The organism is Gammaproteobacteria bacterium, assembly GCA_017999615.1.
In the GTDB taxonomy this organism is placed as follows: Bacteria; Pseudomonadota; Gammaproteobacteria; order JAABTG01; family JAABTG01; genus JAGNLM01.
The window spans coordinates 76,512-92,474 of sequence record JAGNLM010000005.1 but is presented as its reverse complement, the minus strand read 5'-3'; the positions used below and the strand labels follow the sequence as shown (position 1 = coordinate 92,474).

Genomic DNA, 15,963 nt, shown 5'->3' with positions numbered 1-15,963 from the left:
GCATCATTCCCCGGGTCCCTTCTCCCGCCCCCTGCGCCCGAACAGCAGCAGATTCGGGTCGCGCTCGATGTCGGCCCCCAGACGCTGGAACGTGCGGGTCAGCTGCTGCAACTCCACCAGCAGCGCCTCAAGCTGGGCCAGCGTGTCCGTGGAGGCCCGCACCAGGTCCCTGCGGGTGTCCCCGACCATGCGGTCGATCCCCCCCGCCGCGCGGTTCACACCTCCCAGGGCCTCGTGCACGGAGGTGGCTCCATCCTTCAGGCTGCTGACCAGCGCGGGAAGGTCCTGGCTCGCCTTGGCCCAGTTGGAGAGCAACACCCGCCCCTCGCGGATCCCGTCGCCCAGGTCGCCCACCCGCTCCGCCACGACCCGCGTCACCTGTTCCAGGTGGCGCAGGGTGCCGCCGGCGGAGGCCACGGTCTCGGGATCCAGGAGCGACGTCATCCGGTCCGTGACCTTCGAGAGGTCTCCCGCGACCTGCCCCAACTGCGTCATCAGGGTCGTGGCGGCCGTGTCGATGCGCATCATCAGGGAGGGTCCGGTCCGGATCTGCGGGTGCTCCTGCCCCGGTGGGGCCACCAGACCCTCGGCCTCGCGGCTCCCCCCCGTCAGGTCCACGAACGCCAGACCGGTCACGCCCTGGGTGGCGAGCACGGCTACGGTGTCCACCTTGATCGGGGTGCCCCGCTCGATCTCGAGGAGCAGGCGTACGCGCTCCGGGTTGTCACGGTCGAGCGCGATCTCCCGGACCCTGCCCACGTCGACGCCCCGGTACTTCACCGCCGCCTTCGGGCTCAGGCCGGACACCGACTCCGCCGTGTAGGCGACGTAGGTGTCGTAGGTCTTCTCGTCGCCGGCGGCGGCGAGCCAGGTGACCACCCCCACGAACACCGTGCTCAGCACCACGACGAAGAGCCCGATCAGGGCGTAGTTTACCCGCTCTTCCACGCGCACTCCCTCGCCGCGCGGCCGCGCGGCCCGTCGAAGAAGGACTTCACCAGGGGATGGTCCAGGCCGCAGAGGCCCCGCATCGTGTCGAGGGCGATCACGCGCCGCTCGCCGAGGAACGCCACCCGGTCGGCGGTGCGCCAGAGCGTGTCCAGGTCGTGGGTGACCATCACCACCGTGAGACCGAGCGAGTCGCGCAAGTCCAGCACCAGCTCGTCGAAGGCCGACGCGCTGTCCGGATCGAGGCCCGCCGTGGGCTCGTCGAGGAAGAGGACCTCGGGGTCGAGCGCCAGGGCGCGGGCGACCGCGGCCCTCTTCGTCATCCCGCCGCTCAGCTCCCCGGGCTGCTTGTCGGCGGCGGAGGCCGGGAGGCCGGCCAGCGAGAGCTTGAGCCGGGCGATGTCCCGCACCAGGGCCGGGGGCAGCGCCGTGTGCTCGCGCAGCGGCAGCGCCACATTCTCCAGCACGCTCAGGGAGCTGAACAGGGCCCCGTGCTGGAAGGTGACCCCGATGCGTTCGCGCAGCCGGGAGGCCTCGGCCGGTGAGGCGCCCCTCACGTCCTCGCCCAGCAGACGCACCGTGCCCGCGGCCGGGCGGAGCAGCATGACCATCGCCCGCAGGAGGGTGGTCTTGCCCGTGCCGCTGCCGCCAACGATCGCGAGCACCTCACCCCGGCGCACGTCCAGGTCGAGGGCCTCGTGCACGGTGACTCCGTCCAGCCGGGTGGTGAGCCCGCGGACCTCGACGACGACCTCGCGCGCCCCGCCCACTCAGACACCCATCCAGCCGAAGAGGACCGAAAAGGCCGCATCGGCCACGATGATGAGGAAGATGGCCTGCACGACGCTCATCGTGGTGTGCCGCCCCACGCTGTCGGCCCCCATGCCGACGCGAAAGCCCTGGAAACACCCCACGGTGGCCACGACGGCCGCGAAGACGGGGGCCTTGCTCATCCCCACCAGGAACGAGGAGAGGGTGCCCGCCTGGGGCGCCCGCTGCAGGAAGTCGTGGAACCCGACGCCGAGCTGCCCCGCCGCCATGACCATCCCGCCCGCCACCCCCATCACACCGGCCAGCACGGTGAGCAGCGGCAGGGCGAGGACGAGCCCCACGACCCGGGGCGCAACCAGCAGTTCCACGGGGTCGATGCCGATGGTGCGCAGGGCGTCCACCTCCTCGTGGACCTTCATGGACCCGATCTGGGCGGTGAAGGCCGAGCCGGTGCGCCCGGCCACGATGATCGCGGCGATCATCGGCGCGAGCTCGCGCAGCACCATCAGGATCACCAGGTCCACCACGTAGACGTTCGCCCCGTAGGCGCGTAGCTGCACGCCCCCCTGGTAGGCAACCACGACACCGATGAGGAAGGCCAGCAGCGAGATGATGGGGACGGCCTCCACGCCGGCCGACTGCAGCGTCGCGAGGAGCGCCCGCCACCGGAAGCGGGCCGGGCGGACCACGGCGCGGGCGAGCGCGCTGGTGGTCTCCCCGATGAAGCCGAGCAGGGCCCAACCCTCGGAGAGGTGCCGCCAGGTCTGGCGCCCCAGCGCCTCCACGCGCGGCTCGGGGGCCGCAGGCGGCACCGGTGACCCGGCCGCCGCCGAGCGCGAGCGCACGAGCTCCAGCAGCCGATGGTGGGCCGGGGTGAGCCCGGTCACGTCGACCGCCAGGCCCGAGCCGCCGAGGGCGTCCAGCAGCCGCTGCAGCAGGAGGGCCCCGCCGGTGTCGAGGGCGGTGAGCCCCGCCGCGTGGACCGTGACCCGTACCGGGCGGCGGGAAGGAGCGGCAGGCGCCGCCTCGACCGCCGGGATCGCGCGGGTGGTCCAGTCGCCCTTCAGGAGCCAGCGGACGTCGCCCGCGCCCGGGTCATCGACCTCGAGCCCACCCACCGGCAACCAGAGGCCTGCCACCGCTCAGCCGCAGCAGGCGCGGGGGCCCGCCTCGCCCGGGGCGACCGTGCGGTTGTGGGTCGAGAGGCGGGCCGTCAGGCCCTCGACTCCGGCCGACTCCAGCTCGCGCGCGAACGCGGCCTGGTTGGCCTGCACGAGACTGACCCCCGCGACCAGCACGTCGTAGATCTTCCAGGCCCCCCCGACCTCGCGGACCCGGAAGTCCACTTCCAGCGGCACGCCCCCTTCCAGGGTGACGCGGCCACGCACGGCGGCGGTGCGCTGGCCCTCGCCCCAGCGAGTGGGCAGGAAGCGCACCCCCTGGCCATAGCGGGCGACCCGCTCGACCTGCTCCACGAAGCCGCTGGCCAGGGTGTTGACCACGAACTCCCGGTACTCCGCCGCGAAACGGTCGAGCTGCTCGGCGGTCGCCCGCCGGCCGTGGGCGCCCAGCACCCGCCTCCCGATCCCGGTGAAGTCCACCAGCGGCGCCAGCAGCTCCCCGGCCAGGGCCCGGGCGCGGTCCGGCTCGCGCCGGTACTCCTGGCCGTGACGCGACGCCTCCTGGACCAGACGGTCCGTCACCCCCGCCAGAACGCTCGCAGGGTCCGTGGGCTCGGCGCGCGCGGCGGGCCCCGCCAGGACAACGAGACAGAACACCAGGGCCGACCCGAGCCACCCGCTCACGATTTCCCCCGCGCCTCGCGTGCGACGCCCATCGGCATCGAAACCTCTACCCCCCACGTTACACCCCCTCGTTCCCGAACAGCGGCCACCGCAGCGGCCGTGGTGGAATTCTCGGCGACCGCGACCCTCACGGCCAGCCCGCCGGACGTTGCCAGCGCAGGGCCCACCCGGCCTCACCAGGACCGGCGGCCCAGGGCTCGCACACCCAGAGATCGGCGACGGCCAGCAACTCTTCACCCCGGTAGACGAGCGGCAGACAGGACCGTACCCAAGGTGGGACACCGTGGGCCTGCAGCAGTTTCTTCAGGGCGCTCGTGTGGCCCCGGCGCGGGAGGCGGCAGCGTTCCCCGCCCGTGCGCAGCCGGACCTGCAGCGGGCCGTCCGCGAGGCGCGCGGCGGCGAGCCCCTCGCCCACGGTCACCGTCGCGCTGAGCGTGCCGGCCGGAAGCGCGAGCGGGGCCGGCGGCCGCCAGTCCCAGACCTGCGCCGCGGAGACCACCGGCGCCGGGGGCAGCGCCGCGAGCGTGTCCCGGTAACGCCAGACCTCGACGCCGGGCCAGGCGACCCGGGCCTCGGCGTCCCACCGGGCGCCCAGCACGTCGCGGACGACGTGGTCCAGGTGCGCGCTCCCGGGCGGCGGCAGGCCCCGCTGGCGCAACCACTCCCGCAAGGCCTCGACCCGTCGGGCCGGCGAAAGCTCGAGCAGGGCCCGCACGGACAACGTCCCCGCACCGGGACCGCGGGCAGCCTGCGCGTCGCCCCGCGCCAGGTCCTCGAGGACCGAGGCCGCCTCGGCCTGCAGCAGGGCGTCCCGGGCCAGGACCCCTGCGGCACCGGGCCAACGGGTCTCGAGCAGCGGCAGCACCCGCCAGCGCAGGAAATTGCGCTCGAAGCGCTCGTCCCGGTTGCTGGGGTCCTCGAGCCAGGCGAGGCCCCGGGCCTCGGCCCAGGCCCGCAGGGCCGACCGTGGCCATCCGAGGAGGGGGCGCACCAGCCAGCCTGCACCGAGCGGACGGCGCACCGGCATCGCGGACAGCCCCCGGGGCCCGCTCCCCCTCAGGAGATGCAGGAGCAGGGTCTCTGCCTGGTCGTCCCGGTGGTGGGCGGTCAGCACCGCGTCGCCCGCTTCGAGCCCCTCGGCGAAGGCCCGGTAGCGCGCGGCGCGCGCGGCCGCCTCCGGGCTCTCGCCGGCCGAGCCCACGGCATCCGGCACCGCCACCACCCGGCAGGGGACCCCGAGCCCGGCACAGACCCGCCGGCAGTGCTCCGCCCAGCGCCCCGCGTCCCGGTGCAGACCGTGGTTCACGTGCAGGGCCTCGAGCGGCCCCGGGAGGTCCCCGCGCACCTCGGCCAGGGCGTGGAGGAGGACGGCGGAATCGAGCCCCCCGCTGAACGCCACCCGGTAGCGCGGGGCCGGCGGCAACTCCGCGAGGACCCGGGCCAACGCGACACACGAGAGCTCTCTGCCCGCCACCCTGCCTCCCCCTGCGTCGATACCGTGGAACCGCACCGCACCCCTCCCCTGGCAGCACGCCCCGGTGGCCCGGCCGAGTCCGTTACGGTTACAGTAACCCGAGCCGCGGCGGACGCCGCACAGGGGGCACACCATGGACATCCGCACGGTGCCGACCCGGCCCTTTCCGGGGCAGCGCCCGGGAACGTCGGGCCTGCGCAAGAAGGTCGAGGTCTTCCGCCAACCCCATTATCTCGAGAACTTCGTTCAATCGGTCTTCGACTCCCTCGAGGGGTTGCGGGGCAAGACCCTGGTGCTGGGCGGGGACGGGCGATACCTCAACCGCGAGGCGATCCAGACCATCGTCCGGCTGGCGGCCGCCAACGGCGTGGGACGCCTGGTCATCGGGCGCGACGGGATCTTCTCCACGCCCGCCGCGTCCGCGGAGATCCGCGAGCGCAAGGCCTTCGGCGGGATCATCCTCTCCGCGAGCCACAACCCGGGCGGTCCGGACGGGGATTTCGGGATCAAGTACAACATCGAGAACGGCGGGCCCGCCCCGGAGAAATACACCGAGGCCTTCTACCGGCGCTCCCAGGCGATCGGCGACTACCGGATCGCGGATGCGCCGGCGGTGGACCTGGGGCGCCTCGGGGACACGCAGCTCGGCGGCCTGACCGTGGAGGTCGTCGACCCGGTGGCGACCTACGCCGGGCTCATGGAGACGCTGTTCGACTTCGAGCGGGTCCGCTCCGCGCTCGGCTCGGGAGCGCTGTCGGTCCTCTTCGACGCGATGCACGCGGTGACCGGACCCTACGCGACGGAGATCCTCGAGAGGCGCCTCGGAGCGCCGGCGGGCAGTGTGGTGAACGGCATTCCCCGGGAGGACTTCGGCGGAGGACACCCCGACCCGAACCTCGTGTACGCCGCGGAGCTGGTGCGGTCCATGAACGGGCCGGGCGCCCCCCACCTCGGGGCGGCCTCGGACGGCGACGGCGACCGCAACATGATCCTGGGGCGGGGCTTCTTCGTCACCCCGAGCGACAGCCTCGCGGTGATGGCGGCCAACGCCCACCACCTGCCCGGGTACCGGGCGGGGCTGAGCGGGGTGGCCCGCTCGATGCCCACCAGCGCCGCGGTCGACCGGGTGGCCGAACGGCTCGGGATCCCGGCCTACGAGACCCCCACCGGCTGGAAGTTCTTCGGCAACCTGCTGGACGCCGGGCGGGTCACCCTGTGCGGCGAGGAGAGCTTCGGCACCGGCTCGGACCACGTCCGGGAGAAGGACGGACTCTGGGCGGTGCTCTTCTGGCTGAACCTCCTGGCCGTGCGCGGGGAGTCGGTGGAGTCCATCGTCCGCTCCCACTGGCGCGCCTACGGGCGCAATTACTATTCGCGCCACGACTACGAGGGGATCGACCCGGAGCGCGCCGAGGGGTTGATGCGGGACCTGCGCGGGAGGCTCCCGGCGCTGCCCGCCGAGGGTCTCGGGGGCCGCCCCGTGCAGTACGCGGACGACTTCGCGTACACCGACCCCGTGGACGGCAGCGTGAGCGAGCGCCAGGGCATCCGCATCGGTTTCCGGGACGGGTCGCGCATCGTGTTCCGGCTCTCCGGAACCGGCACCGAGGGTGCCACCCTGCGGGTGTACCTGGAACGCTACGAGCCCGACCCCGCCAGGCAGAACCTGGACACCCAGGAGGCGCTCTCGGACCTCGTCGCCGCGGCGGAGGCCGTCGCGGGCATCCGCGAGCGGACCGACCGCGAGGCGCCAACGGTCATCACCTAGGGACGCCCGGCGCGAGCGCGAGCCGGGTTCTCACCCCTGGTAGGCCCCGTACTGCCTCAGCCGGCGGTAGCGGCTCTCCACGAGGTCGTGCAGCGGCACGGCGTTCAGGAGGTCGAGCTCCTGGATCAGGCGGTTGCGCAGGGCCGTGGCCATCGCGCCCACGTCCCGGTGTGCCCCCCCGAGGGGCTCCTCGATCACCCCGTCCACGAGACCGAGCTCCAGCAGCCGGGCCGAGGTGATCCCCAGGGCTTCGGCGGCATCGGGCGCCTTCTCCGCGCTCTTCCAGAGGATGGAGGCACAGCCCTCCGGCGAGATCACCGAGTACGTCGCGTACTGCATCATCAGCACCCGGTCCCCGACCCCGATGGCCAGCGCGCCCCCGGACCCCCCCTCCCCGATGACCGTGCAAAGCACGGGCGTGCGCAGCTCCGACATGACGAACAGGTTCCGGGCGATGGCCTCGCTCTGGCCGCGCTCCTCGGCGCCCACGCCCGGGTAGGCGCCCGGCGTGTCGATGAAGGTGATGAGCGGCAGGCGGAAGCGCTCCGCCATCTGCATCAGGCGCAGTGCCTTGCGATAGCCCTCGGGGCGCGGCATGCCGAAGTTGCGGTGGATCTTCTCCTTCGTGTCGCGCCCCTTCTGGTGCCCGATCACCACGACGGGCTGTTTGTCGAGACGGGCGAGCCCTCCGACGATCGCCGGGTCGTCGGCGAAGGCCCGATCCCCGCGCAGCTCCTGCCAATCGGTGAAGATCCGGTCCAGGTAGTCCAGCGTGTAGGGGCGCTGGGGGTGGCGCGCGAGCTGGGAGACCTGCCAGGGCGAGAGCGACGAGAAGATCGACCGGGTAAGGTCGTCGCTCTTCTTCTTGAGCCGCGCGACCTCGTCGGAGATGTTGAGCTCCGCGTCCTTGCCGACGTAGCGCAGCTCCTCGATCTTCGCCTCGAGCTCGGCGATGGGCTGCTCGAAGTCGAGAAAGTTCAGGTTCATGCCGGGGAATCGTCCTGCGCGTGCGGGCAGAGCGCAGACATTAAACGCCACCCCCAGCGATGGCAAGGCGACACCCGGGCGCTCAGTACTCGATGCGCACCCGGTCCGGCCCCGCCAGCTCCCCGAGGCTCCGCAGGAGCTTCTCCGTCGGACTCACCCGCCACTCCTCGCCGAGGCGCAGGCGGGCCGACGCGTCGGGGCGCCGGTATTCGATGTACACCGGCGTCGGCCCCTCCTGGAACGGCCTCAGCACGGGGGCGAGCCCGGCGAGGATCCCCTCGCTGGAGGGCCCTGCGTCGAGCTGGATGAGGAGGCGCTTTCCGTAGAGGGCCCGGGCCTGGTCCAGGTCCTGAACTCGGGTCGCGATGAGGGAGGCCCCCCCGGTGCGCTCGTCCAGTGTCAGCTCGCCCTCGGCGACCAGCACCCGGTCGGGCCCCAGGACCTCGCGGCACTGGGTGAAGAGCTCGGAGTACACCACCAGGTCGAGGCGCCCGCTGCGGTCGTCGAGGGTCGCCACCGCCATCCGCCCCCGCCGGCTGTTGATGGCCCGGACCTCGGTGCAGAGCCCCGCCACCAGCACCGTGCCCCCCTGTCCGGGGGCCAGGTCGGCGATGCGCCCGGACACGAACTGGCCGAGCTCCTGGGCGTAGCGCTCGATGGGGTGGCCCGTGAGGTAGAGCCCCAGGGTCTCCTTCTCGCCCTCGAGCCGCCGGTCCTCCGGCCACTCGGGAACCTCCAGCATGACCTCTGCCGCTGCCGCGGGCCCCTGCCCGCCGCCCCCGCCGAAGAGGTCGGTCTGGCCCGCGGCGCTCGCCTCACCGGCGCGGGCCGCCGCCTGCAGCGCGCGGGGCAGTGAGGCCGTCAGGGAGGCGCGGTTGGCCCCGAGCCCGTCCATGGCCCCGGCGCGGATCAAGGCCTCCAGCGTGCGCCGGTTCAGGCGCTTCATGTCCGAGCGCCCGCAGAAGTCGCTCAGGTCGCGATACGGCCCGTGGGCCACGCGCTCGGCGGCGATCCCCTCCACCGCGCCCTGACCGACGCCCTTGATGGCCCCCAGCCCGTAGCGCACGGTCCGGTCGTCGGCGACCGTGAAGCGGTATTCGCAGCCGTTCACCTCGGGGGGCAGCACCGCGAGCCCCATCCGGCGGCACTCGTCGATGAGCCCCACGACCTTGTCGGTGCGGTCCATGTCCGCCGAGAGCGTCGCGGCCATGAAGGCGGCGGGATAGCGGGCCTTGAGCCAGGCGGTCTGGTAGGCAACCAGGGCGTACGCCGCCGAGTGCGACTTGTTGAACCCGTAGCCCGCGAACTTCTCCATCAGGTCGAAGATATAGGCCGCGGTCTCCCCGGCGACGCCCCTCGCCCGGGCACCCTCGAGGAACACCGCCCTCTGCTTGGCCATCTCCTCCGCCTTCTTCTTGCCCATCGCCCGGCGCAGCAGGTCGGCCCCGCCGAGGGTGTAGCCAGCCAGGACCCGGGCGATCTGCATCACCTGCTCCTGGTAGAGGATGACGCCGTAGGTGGGCTTCAGGATGGGCGCGAGGTCGGGGTGCGGGTATTCCACCCGGGCTTTGCCGTGCTTGCGGGCGATGAAGTCCTCCACCATCCCCGACTGGAGGGGGCCCGGGCGGAACAGGGCGACCAGCGCGATGATGTCCTCGAAACAGTCGGGCTGGAGCCTGCGGACCAGGTCCTTCATGCCGCGCGACTCGAGCTGGAAGACGGCCGTCGTCGCCGCGCGCTTGATGAGCTCGAAGGTCGGCCGGTCGTCGATGGGGATCCGGGAGATGTCGATGGGCCCCTCGCCCTGCGCCAGACGCCGGGCATTCACCGTCTTCACGGCCCAGTCGATGATGGTCAGGGTGCGCAGTCCGAGGAAGTCGAACTTCACCAGCCCCATCGCTTCGACGTCGTCCTTGTCGAGCTGGGTGACGATCGCGCTCGAGCCCTGCTCGCAGTAGAGCGGGGTGAAGTCGGTGAGCACCGAGGGCGCAATCACCACGCCGCCCGCGTGCTTGCCCGCGTTGCGCGCCAGCCCCTCGAGCTTCTTCGCGAGGTCGATGAGGGCGCGCACGTCCTCCTCCTGCTCGTAGCGCCGGCGCAGCTCCTCCTCGTCCTCGAGGGCCTTGTCGAGCGTCATCTTCAGGTCGAAGGGGATGAGCTTCGCGATGCGGTCGCAGAAGCCGTAGGGGTACCCCAGCACCCGCCCCACGTCCCGCACGACCGCCTTCGCGGCCATGCTGCCGTGGGTGATGATCTGGGAGACGCGCTCGCGGCCGTAGCGCTCGGCCACGTACTCGATCACCCGGTCCCGCCCCTCCATGCAGAAGTCGACGTCGAAGTCGGGCATGGAGACGCGCTCGGGGTTCAGGAAACGCTCGAACAGCAGGTCGTAGGCGAGCGGGTCGAGGTCGGTGATCCCGAGGCAATACGCGACCAGCGAGCCGGCCCCGGAACCGCGCCCGGGCCCGACGGGGATGTCGTTCTCGCGGGCCCAGCGGATGAAGTCGGCCACGATGAGGAAGTAGCCCGCGAAGCCCATGCGGGCGATGACGCCGAGCTCCTCCTGCAAGCGCGCGTCGTAGGGCGCCCGGCCTGCGGCGCGCCCCTGCTCCTCGGGGAAGAGGGCCGCCAGGCGCCGCTCGAGCCCCTCGCGCGCCTGGCGCGCGAAGTACTCCTGCTCGCCCTCTCCGGGCGGGACCGGGAAAGCGGGCAGCGAGGTCTTTCCGAGCGCGAGCTCCAGATTGCAGCGGCGCGCGATCTCGACGCTGTTCTCCAGCGCCTCGGGCAGGTCGGCGAACAGCACCTGCATCTCCGACGCGGAGCGCAGATACTGCTGGGCGCTGTAACGGCGCGCCCGGTGCGGGTCGTCGAGGGTACGCCCGTCGTGGATGCAGACCCGCGCCTCGTGCGCCTCGAAATCCTCCGGGGCGATGAACCGGACGTCGTTCGTGGCGACCACCGGCACGCCCCGGGCCAGGGCAAGGCCCACCGTGGCCTGCAGGGAATCCTCCTCCCCGTCGCGGCCGGTCCGCTCCACCTCCAGGTAGTAGCGATTGGGGAAGACCCGCAGCCAGTCCTCGACCAGACGCCCCGCCTCCTCCTCCCGCCCCGCCGCCAGGGCGTGACCCACGTCACCCGCCGCGCCCCCCGAGAGCGCGATCAGGCCCTCGCTGGCGTCCTCGAGCCACCGGCGCTGGACAGTGGCCACCCCGCCCACCTGCCCCTCCACGTAACTGCGCGAGATGATCTCGGTGAGGTTGCGGTAGCCGCGGGCGTCCTGGCAGAGCAGGACCATCCGGTGCGGCTGGGCCCGATCCGCGGGGTTCTCCAGCCAGAGGTCCACCCCGACGACGGGTTTCACCCCGGCGGCGAGGGCCGCCCGGTAGAACTTGACCATCCCGAACAGGTTGCTCTGGTCGGTGACGGCCACCGCGGGCATCCCCGCCGCCCGCACCGCCTTGACGAGCTCCGGCACCCGGATCAGGCCGTCGACCAGGGAATACTCGGTGTGGACGCGAAGATGGACGAATCGGGCGGACATGACCGGACTACCTTACCAGGGAGCTGGAGAGGCTTGCCAGGAGCCCCGGGCGCGCGCTCAGACCCAGGGGCCCGGCACCCGCTCAGACGGTGCGTGCCGCCCTGGCCACGGGACCGAAGGAGCGGCGGTGGACCGGCGCGGGGCCGAGCCGGGCGAGGGCCTCCAGGTGCTCCCGGGTCGGATAACCCTTGTGCCCCGCCAGCCCATAGCCCGGGTAACGGGCCTCGAGCTCGACCATCTCCGCGTCCCGGGCGACCTTGGCCACGATCGACGCGGCGCTGATGGCCTCGACCAGCCCGTCGCCCCCGACGATCGCCTCGACGGGGTACGGCACCCGGGGGCAGCGGTTGCCGTCCACGAGCACCCTGTCCGGGGCGACCGGCAGGGCCAGTACGGCGCGCTCCATGGCGAGCAGAGTGGCCCGCAGGATGTTCCAGCGGTCGATCTCCTCGACCTCTGCCCGCCCGAGCGCCCAGGCGAGCGCCCGCTCGCGAACGAGGAGCGCCAGGGCCTCCCGGCGGGCCGGTGCGAGGGTCTTGGAGTCGCGCAGCCCTGCGATGGGGCGGGCCGGGTCGAGGATGACGGCGGCGGTGACGACGGGCCCCGCGAGCGGGCCCCTTCCCACCTCGTCGACCCCGGCCACGAGAACCGTCCCCCCCACGGCCCCTCACCCCTGCCCGAGGAGCTCGAGCACCGCCTCCGCCGCCCGGTCGTCGGCGCCGAGGCGCAGGGTGCGGTGCAGCGCCCGAAACGTTTCCTGCAGGCTAGCCCTCGCCCCGGGGTCCTCCAGGAAGGAGAGAACGGCCGCCCCCAACCGCTCGGGGGTCGCCCGGTCCTGGAGGAGCTCCGGCACCAGCGCCCGGCCGGCCAACAGGTTCGGCAGCGAGACGTGCGCCACCCGAACCAGGCGCCGGGCCAGGGCGTAGGTCAGCGGGTGCACGTGGTAGGTGACGACCATGGGCCGCTTGAGGAGGAGCGCCTCCAGGGCCGCGGTGCCGGACGCCAGCAGGACCACGTCGGCCGCCGCCATGACGGTACGGCCGAGGCCGTCGAATACCCGCAGGGGCAGGTCCGCCCCCGCCCGGCGCCACTCGGCCTCGAAGAGCACCCGGGTCTCCGGGCTCGCCGCAGGCACCAGGAAACCAAGCCCAGGGCGCCGGGCGCGCAGCCAGGCTGCAGCACCGAGGAGCGGTGCCGAGAGCCGCGCGACCTCCCCCGGCCGGCTCCCGGGCAGCAGGGCGACCCATTCACCACCGGCCGGCAGCCCGAGCTCCCGGCGCGCCCGGGCGGCGTCCGGCTCCATGGGGATCTGGTCCGCCAGCGGGTGACCCACCAGGCGCACCGGCACCCCGTGGCGCTCGTAGAAGTCGGCCTCGAAGGGGAACAGGACCAGCAGCCGGTCCACCGCGCGGGCCAGCTTGCGCACCCGATAGCGCCGCCACGCCCAGACGGAGGGACTGACGTAGTGAACGGTGGGCACACCCCGTGCGCGCAGCTGGCGTTCCAGCCCCAGGTTGAAGTCCGGGGCGTCGACCCCGACGAAGACCCCGGGGGGACTCGCGGCCCAGCGCGCGAGGAGGCGCCGGCGCACCCTGAGAAGCTCCGGAACGCGGCGGACCACCTCCGCCAGGCCCACGACCGAGAGCCGCTCCATGGGGTAGAGGCCCTGGCAGCCCGCGGCCAGCAGCCGCGGCCCCGCGATCCCCTCGCAGCGAAGGCTCGGGAGCCGCCGCGCGAGCGCGCCCAACAGCCCCGCCCCGATCAGGTCGCCGGACAGCTCGCCCGCGACGAGGCCGAGCCGGGGGGGCGCACCCCCCGAGACGGTCCCCGCCTCAGCGGACGATCCCGTGGCGGCTTTCCCCCTGCAGGAACTCGAGGAAGCGGGCCACGTCGGGAGTCGCCGCCGCGAGCTCCGCCAGTTGGCCGCGGGCATCCTCCAGCGTGAGGCCGTCGCGATAGAGGACCTTGTAGGCGTGGCGGAGCGCCGCGATGGTGTCCTGGGGCACCTTCCGGCGCCGCATGCCCTCGGTGTTCAGCCCGTGGGGCTCGGCCGGCTGGCCGGCCACGACCACGAAGGGCGGCACGTCCTTGCGCACGTGGCTGCCGAACGCGCACAGGCTGTGGGCCCCCACGCGGCAGAACTGGTAGACCAGGGCGAACCCGCCGAGGATGGCGTAGTCCTCGACCCGCACGTGCCCGGCGAGCGACGCACCGTTCGCGAAGACGGTGCCCGAGCCGACCACGCAGTCGTGGGCGACGTGCACGTGGGCCATGAGCCAGTTGTCATCCCCGAGCCGGGTGACGCCCGCGTCCTGCGCGGTGCCCCGGTTCAAGGTGCAGTACTCGCGGATGACGTTGCGGTCGCCGATCTCGAGCCACGTGCGCTCGCCCGAGTACTTCTTGTCCTGCGCCTGCTCGCCGATGGACGAGAATTGATAGATGCGGTTGTCGCGCCCCATCCGCGTGGGGCCGTTGACGACCACGTGGGGACCGACCCAGGTCCCCTCCCCGATTTCGACCTCAGGACCGATGATGCTGTAGGCCCCCACGCTCACGCCCGGCATCAGCCGGGCGCTGGGGTCCACGACCGCCGTCGGGTGGATCATGGGCGACGCCTCAGTCGCCGACTTCCTTCAGGACCGACATGACCTCGGCGCTGGCGACGACCTGCCCGTCGACCCTGGCCTCGCAGCTGAACTTCCAGACCCCGCGGATCGCGCGCTGGAGCTCTGCCCGCAGGACGACCTGGTCGCCGGGCTCCACCGGGCGCTTGAAGCGCGCGTTGTCGACGCCCACGAGGTAGTACAGGTGACGGTCGTCGACGCGCACCCCGGTGCTCACCTGCGCCAGGATCCCGGCCGCCTGGGCCATCGCCTCGATCAGGAGGACACCCGGCATGATGGGTCGCTCGGGAAAATGCCCGGTGAATTGGGGCTCGTTGTAGGTGATGTTCTTGATCGCCGTGAGGTACTCCCCCGGGACGTAGTCGAGGACGCGGTCGATCAGCATGAAGGGGTAGCGGTGCGGCAGGTACCGGCGCACCTCGTGGATGTCCATGGCTCTGGAGCCCGAATCGCTCACTGTTCCTCCTCCGCTCCCGAAAAGGCCGCCCGCGCCGATGCTTCCTGCTCGAGCCGCTTGACCCGGCGGGCGAGGTCCTCCAGCTGGCGGTATCGCTGGAAGGTCCGTGCCCACGTCTCCTGGGGCAGCAGGGGCACGCCCGAGGCGTACTGGCCGGGCTTCGTGATCGACTGATAGACCACGGACCGGCCCGAGATCACCGCCCCGTCGCAGATCTCGATGTGGCCGTTCACGCCGACCCCACCGCCAATCATGCAGTGGCGCCCGATGTGCGCGCTGCCGGCGATGCCGGTGCAGCCCGCGATGGCGGTGTGCGCCCCGATGTGACAGTTGTGCCCGACCTGGATCTGATTGTCGAGCTTCACCCCGTCCTCGACGACCGTGTCGTCCAGGGCGCCCCGGTCGATGGTCGTGTTGGCCCCGATCTCCACGTCGTCGCCGATCACCACCGAGCCGAGCTGGGGGATCTTCACCCAGGCGCCGCCCGCGTGGGCGAACCCGAAGCCGTCCGCCCCGAGGACCGCCCCGGGGTGGACCAGGACCCGCGCGCCGAGCCTCACCCGCGCACCGATGGTCACGTTCGCCACGAGCCGCGTGCCCGCGCCCACCACGGCCCCCTCGGCCACGACGCAGCCCGGCCCCACCTGCGCCTGGGGACCGACCTCCGCCCCGGCCTCGACCACGGCGTGCGGGCCGACCCAGGCCGTCTCGTGCACCCGCGCCTCGGGGCTCACCCACGCCATCGCGTCCACGCCGCTGCGCGGCCTGTCCTGGGGCCCGAGCAGCGCAGCCGCCCGAGCGTACCCGAGGTAGGGGTTCTCCATCACCAGGGCCGCCACCGGACACGCCGGTGCGTCCTCGGCAGAGAGGATCACCCCGGCGGCCCGGGTGGAGCCGAGGAGACGGCGATACTGCCGATTGGCGAGGAAGCTGACGCAGGCACCGTCCGCGCCCTGCAGGGTCGCCACGCGCTCGACGACGAGCCCGGGCTCCCCTGACAGCTCTGCCCCGATCGCGCGCGCGAGATCCCCGAGGCTCAGGCCCACGGCGGCCCCCTCAGTTCCCGCCCCGGCGCTCGGCCGCCTGGCGCAGGCGCTCGAGGACCCTGTCGGTGACGTCCACGCGGCCGCTCGCGAAGATCACCCCTTCGCTCAGCACCAGGTCGTAGCCCTCGCGCTTCGCGAGCCCCTGGATGGCGTCGATGACAAGCCGCTGGATGGCCGCCAGCTCCTGGCTCTTGCGCAGGTTCAGGTCCTCCCGGAACTCGTCCTGCTGGCGCTTCAACTCCCGCTTGCGGCTGCGCACGTCCAGCTCCAGGCCACCGCGCGCCACGTCGGTCATGCCCTGCCCCTCCCGCAGGAGCCGCTCCTCGAGCTCGCGCACCTCGCGCTGCAGCGCGACGATCTCGCGCTCCCTCGGCGAGAACGCCTGCTCGAGCTTCGCCGAGGCCTCCGTCGCCTGGGGAGCGTCCTCCAGGACCTTGGTCATGTTCACGTAGGCGACGCGCAGCTCTGCGCCGATCGCGCTCGTGCCCACCAAGCAGAGGAGGGCCGCCGCGGCCCCGCGCGCACACCTCACGATATGGCCA

At 72.8% G+C, this 15,963-nt stretch carries 14 protein-coding genes; 1 reads left to right on the top strand and 13 read right to left on the bottom strand.

What is annotated here, in order from left to right; all coding sequences use genetic code 11:
* Nucleotides 1–3: 3 nt before the first annotated feature.
* The 5 genes from KA217_06575 to tilS all read right to left on the bottom strand — a co-directional run bounded on the left by KA217_06575 (nucleotide 4) and on the right by tilS (nucleotide 5,133).
* Nucleotides 4–948, bottom strand: coding sequence for an MCE family protein (locus KA217_06575; GenBank protein ID MBP7712116.1), 945 nt, complete (start codon nucleotides 946–948; stop codon nucleotides 4–6).
* Entirely contained in the window at nucleotides 933–1,718 is a 786-nt protein-coding gene (locus KA217_06570; protein ID MBP7712115.1) for an ATP-binding cassette domain-containing protein, read from the bottom strand. Before KA217_06570 ends, KA217_06575 begins: the two co-directional genes overlap by 16 nt.
* Nucleotides 1,719–2,837 carry an ABC transporter permease gene (locus KA217_06565; GenBank protein MBP7712114.1) on the bottom strand — a complete coding sequence of 373 codons (1,119 nt, stop codon included), beginning with the start codon at nucleotides 2,835–2,837 and terminating at the stop codon, nucleotides 1,719–1,721.
* Nucleotides 2,838–2,861: 24 nt separating this feature from the next.
* Entirely contained in the window at nucleotides 2,862–3,524 is a 663-nt protein-coding gene (locus KA217_06560) for an ABC transporter substrate-binding protein (GenBank protein MBP7712113.1), read from the bottom strand.
* Nucleotides 3,525–3,651: 127 nt separating this feature from the next.
* Complete coding sequence (gene tilS, locus KA217_06555) at nucleotides 3,652–5,133, bottom strand: tRNA lysidine(34) synthetase TilS (protein MBP7712112.1); 1,482 nt, start codon at nucleotides 5,131–5,133, stop codon at nucleotides 3,652–3,654.
* Between tilS and KA217_06550 the strand changes: the two genes are divergently transcribed.
* Complete coding sequence (locus KA217_06550) at nucleotides 5,132–6,766, top strand: alpha-D-glucose phosphate-specific phosphoglucomutase (protein MBP7712111.1); 1,635 nt, start codon at nucleotides 5,132–5,134, stop codon at nucleotides 6,764–6,766. The genes tilS and KA217_06550 overlap by 2 nt on opposite strands.
* Before the next feature lie 30 nt (nucleotides 6,767–6,796).
* Here the strand turns inward: KA217_06550 and accA are convergent, their stop codons facing one another.
* The 8 genes from accA to KA217_06510 all read right to left on the bottom strand — a co-directional run bounded on the left by accA (nucleotide 6,797) and on the right by KA217_06510 (nucleotide 15,953).
* Nucleotides 6,797–7,753: an acetyl-CoA carboxylase carboxyl transferase subunit alpha gene (gene accA, locus KA217_06545; protein ID MBP7712110.1), complete on the bottom strand. Its 957-nt coding sequence runs from the start codon at nucleotides 7,751–7,753 to the stop codon at nucleotides 6,797–6,799.
* A gap of 82 nt (nucleotides 7,754–7,835) precedes the next feature.
* Nucleotides 7,836–11,294, bottom strand: a complete 3,459-nt coding sequence (gene dnaE, locus KA217_06540) for a DNA polymerase III subunit alpha (GenBank protein ID MBP7712109.1) — start codon at nucleotides 11,292–11,294, stop codon at nucleotides 7,836–7,838.
* Between the two features lie 82 nt (nucleotides 11,295–11,376).
* On the bottom strand, nucleotides 11,377–11,955 hold the full coding sequence (gene rnhB, locus KA217_06535) for a ribonuclease HII (protein ID MBP7712108.1): 579 nt from the start codon (nucleotides 11,953–11,955) through the stop codon (nucleotides 11,377–11,379).
* Between the two features lie 6 nt (nucleotides 11,956–11,961).
* Nucleotides 11,962–13,227 carry a lipid-A-disaccharide synthase gene (lpxB, locus tag KA217_06530; GenBank protein MBP7712107.1) on the bottom strand — a complete coding sequence of 422 codons (1,266 nt, stop codon included), beginning with the start codon at nucleotides 13,225–13,227 and terminating at the stop codon, nucleotides 11,962–11,964.
* Nucleotides 13,127–13,900, bottom strand: a complete 774-nt coding sequence (lpxA, locus tag KA217_06525) for an acyl-ACP--UDP-N-acetylglucosamine O-acyltransferase (GenBank protein ID MBP7712106.1) — start codon at nucleotides 13,898–13,900, stop codon at nucleotides 13,127–13,129. Before lpxA ends, lpxB begins: the two co-directional genes overlap by 101 nt.
* 10 nt (nucleotides 13,901–13,910) lie before the next feature.
* The gene (gene fabZ, locus KA217_06520; GenBank protein MBP7712105.1) at nucleotides 13,911–14,351 is read right to left on the bottom strand and encodes a 3-hydroxyacyl-ACP dehydratase FabZ; all 441 of its coding nucleotides are present in this window, start codon (nucleotides 14,349–14,351) and stop codon (nucleotides 13,911–13,913) included.
* A 20-nt stretch (nucleotides 14,352–14,371) separates the two neighbouring features.
* Nucleotides 14,372–15,421, bottom strand: a complete 1,050-nt coding sequence (gene lpxD, locus KA217_06515; GenBank protein MBP7712104.1) for a UDP-3-O-(3-hydroxymyristoyl)glucosamine N-acyltransferase — start codon at nucleotides 15,419–15,421, stop codon at nucleotides 14,372–14,374.
* A gap of 10 nt (nucleotides 15,422–15,431) precedes the next feature.
* A complete protein-coding gene (locus tag KA217_06510) occupies nucleotides 15,432–15,953 on the bottom strand; it encodes an OmpH family outer membrane protein (protein ID MBP7712103.1) in 522 nt (173 codons plus the stop codon).
* Nucleotides 15,954–15,963: the final 10 nt, after the last annotated feature.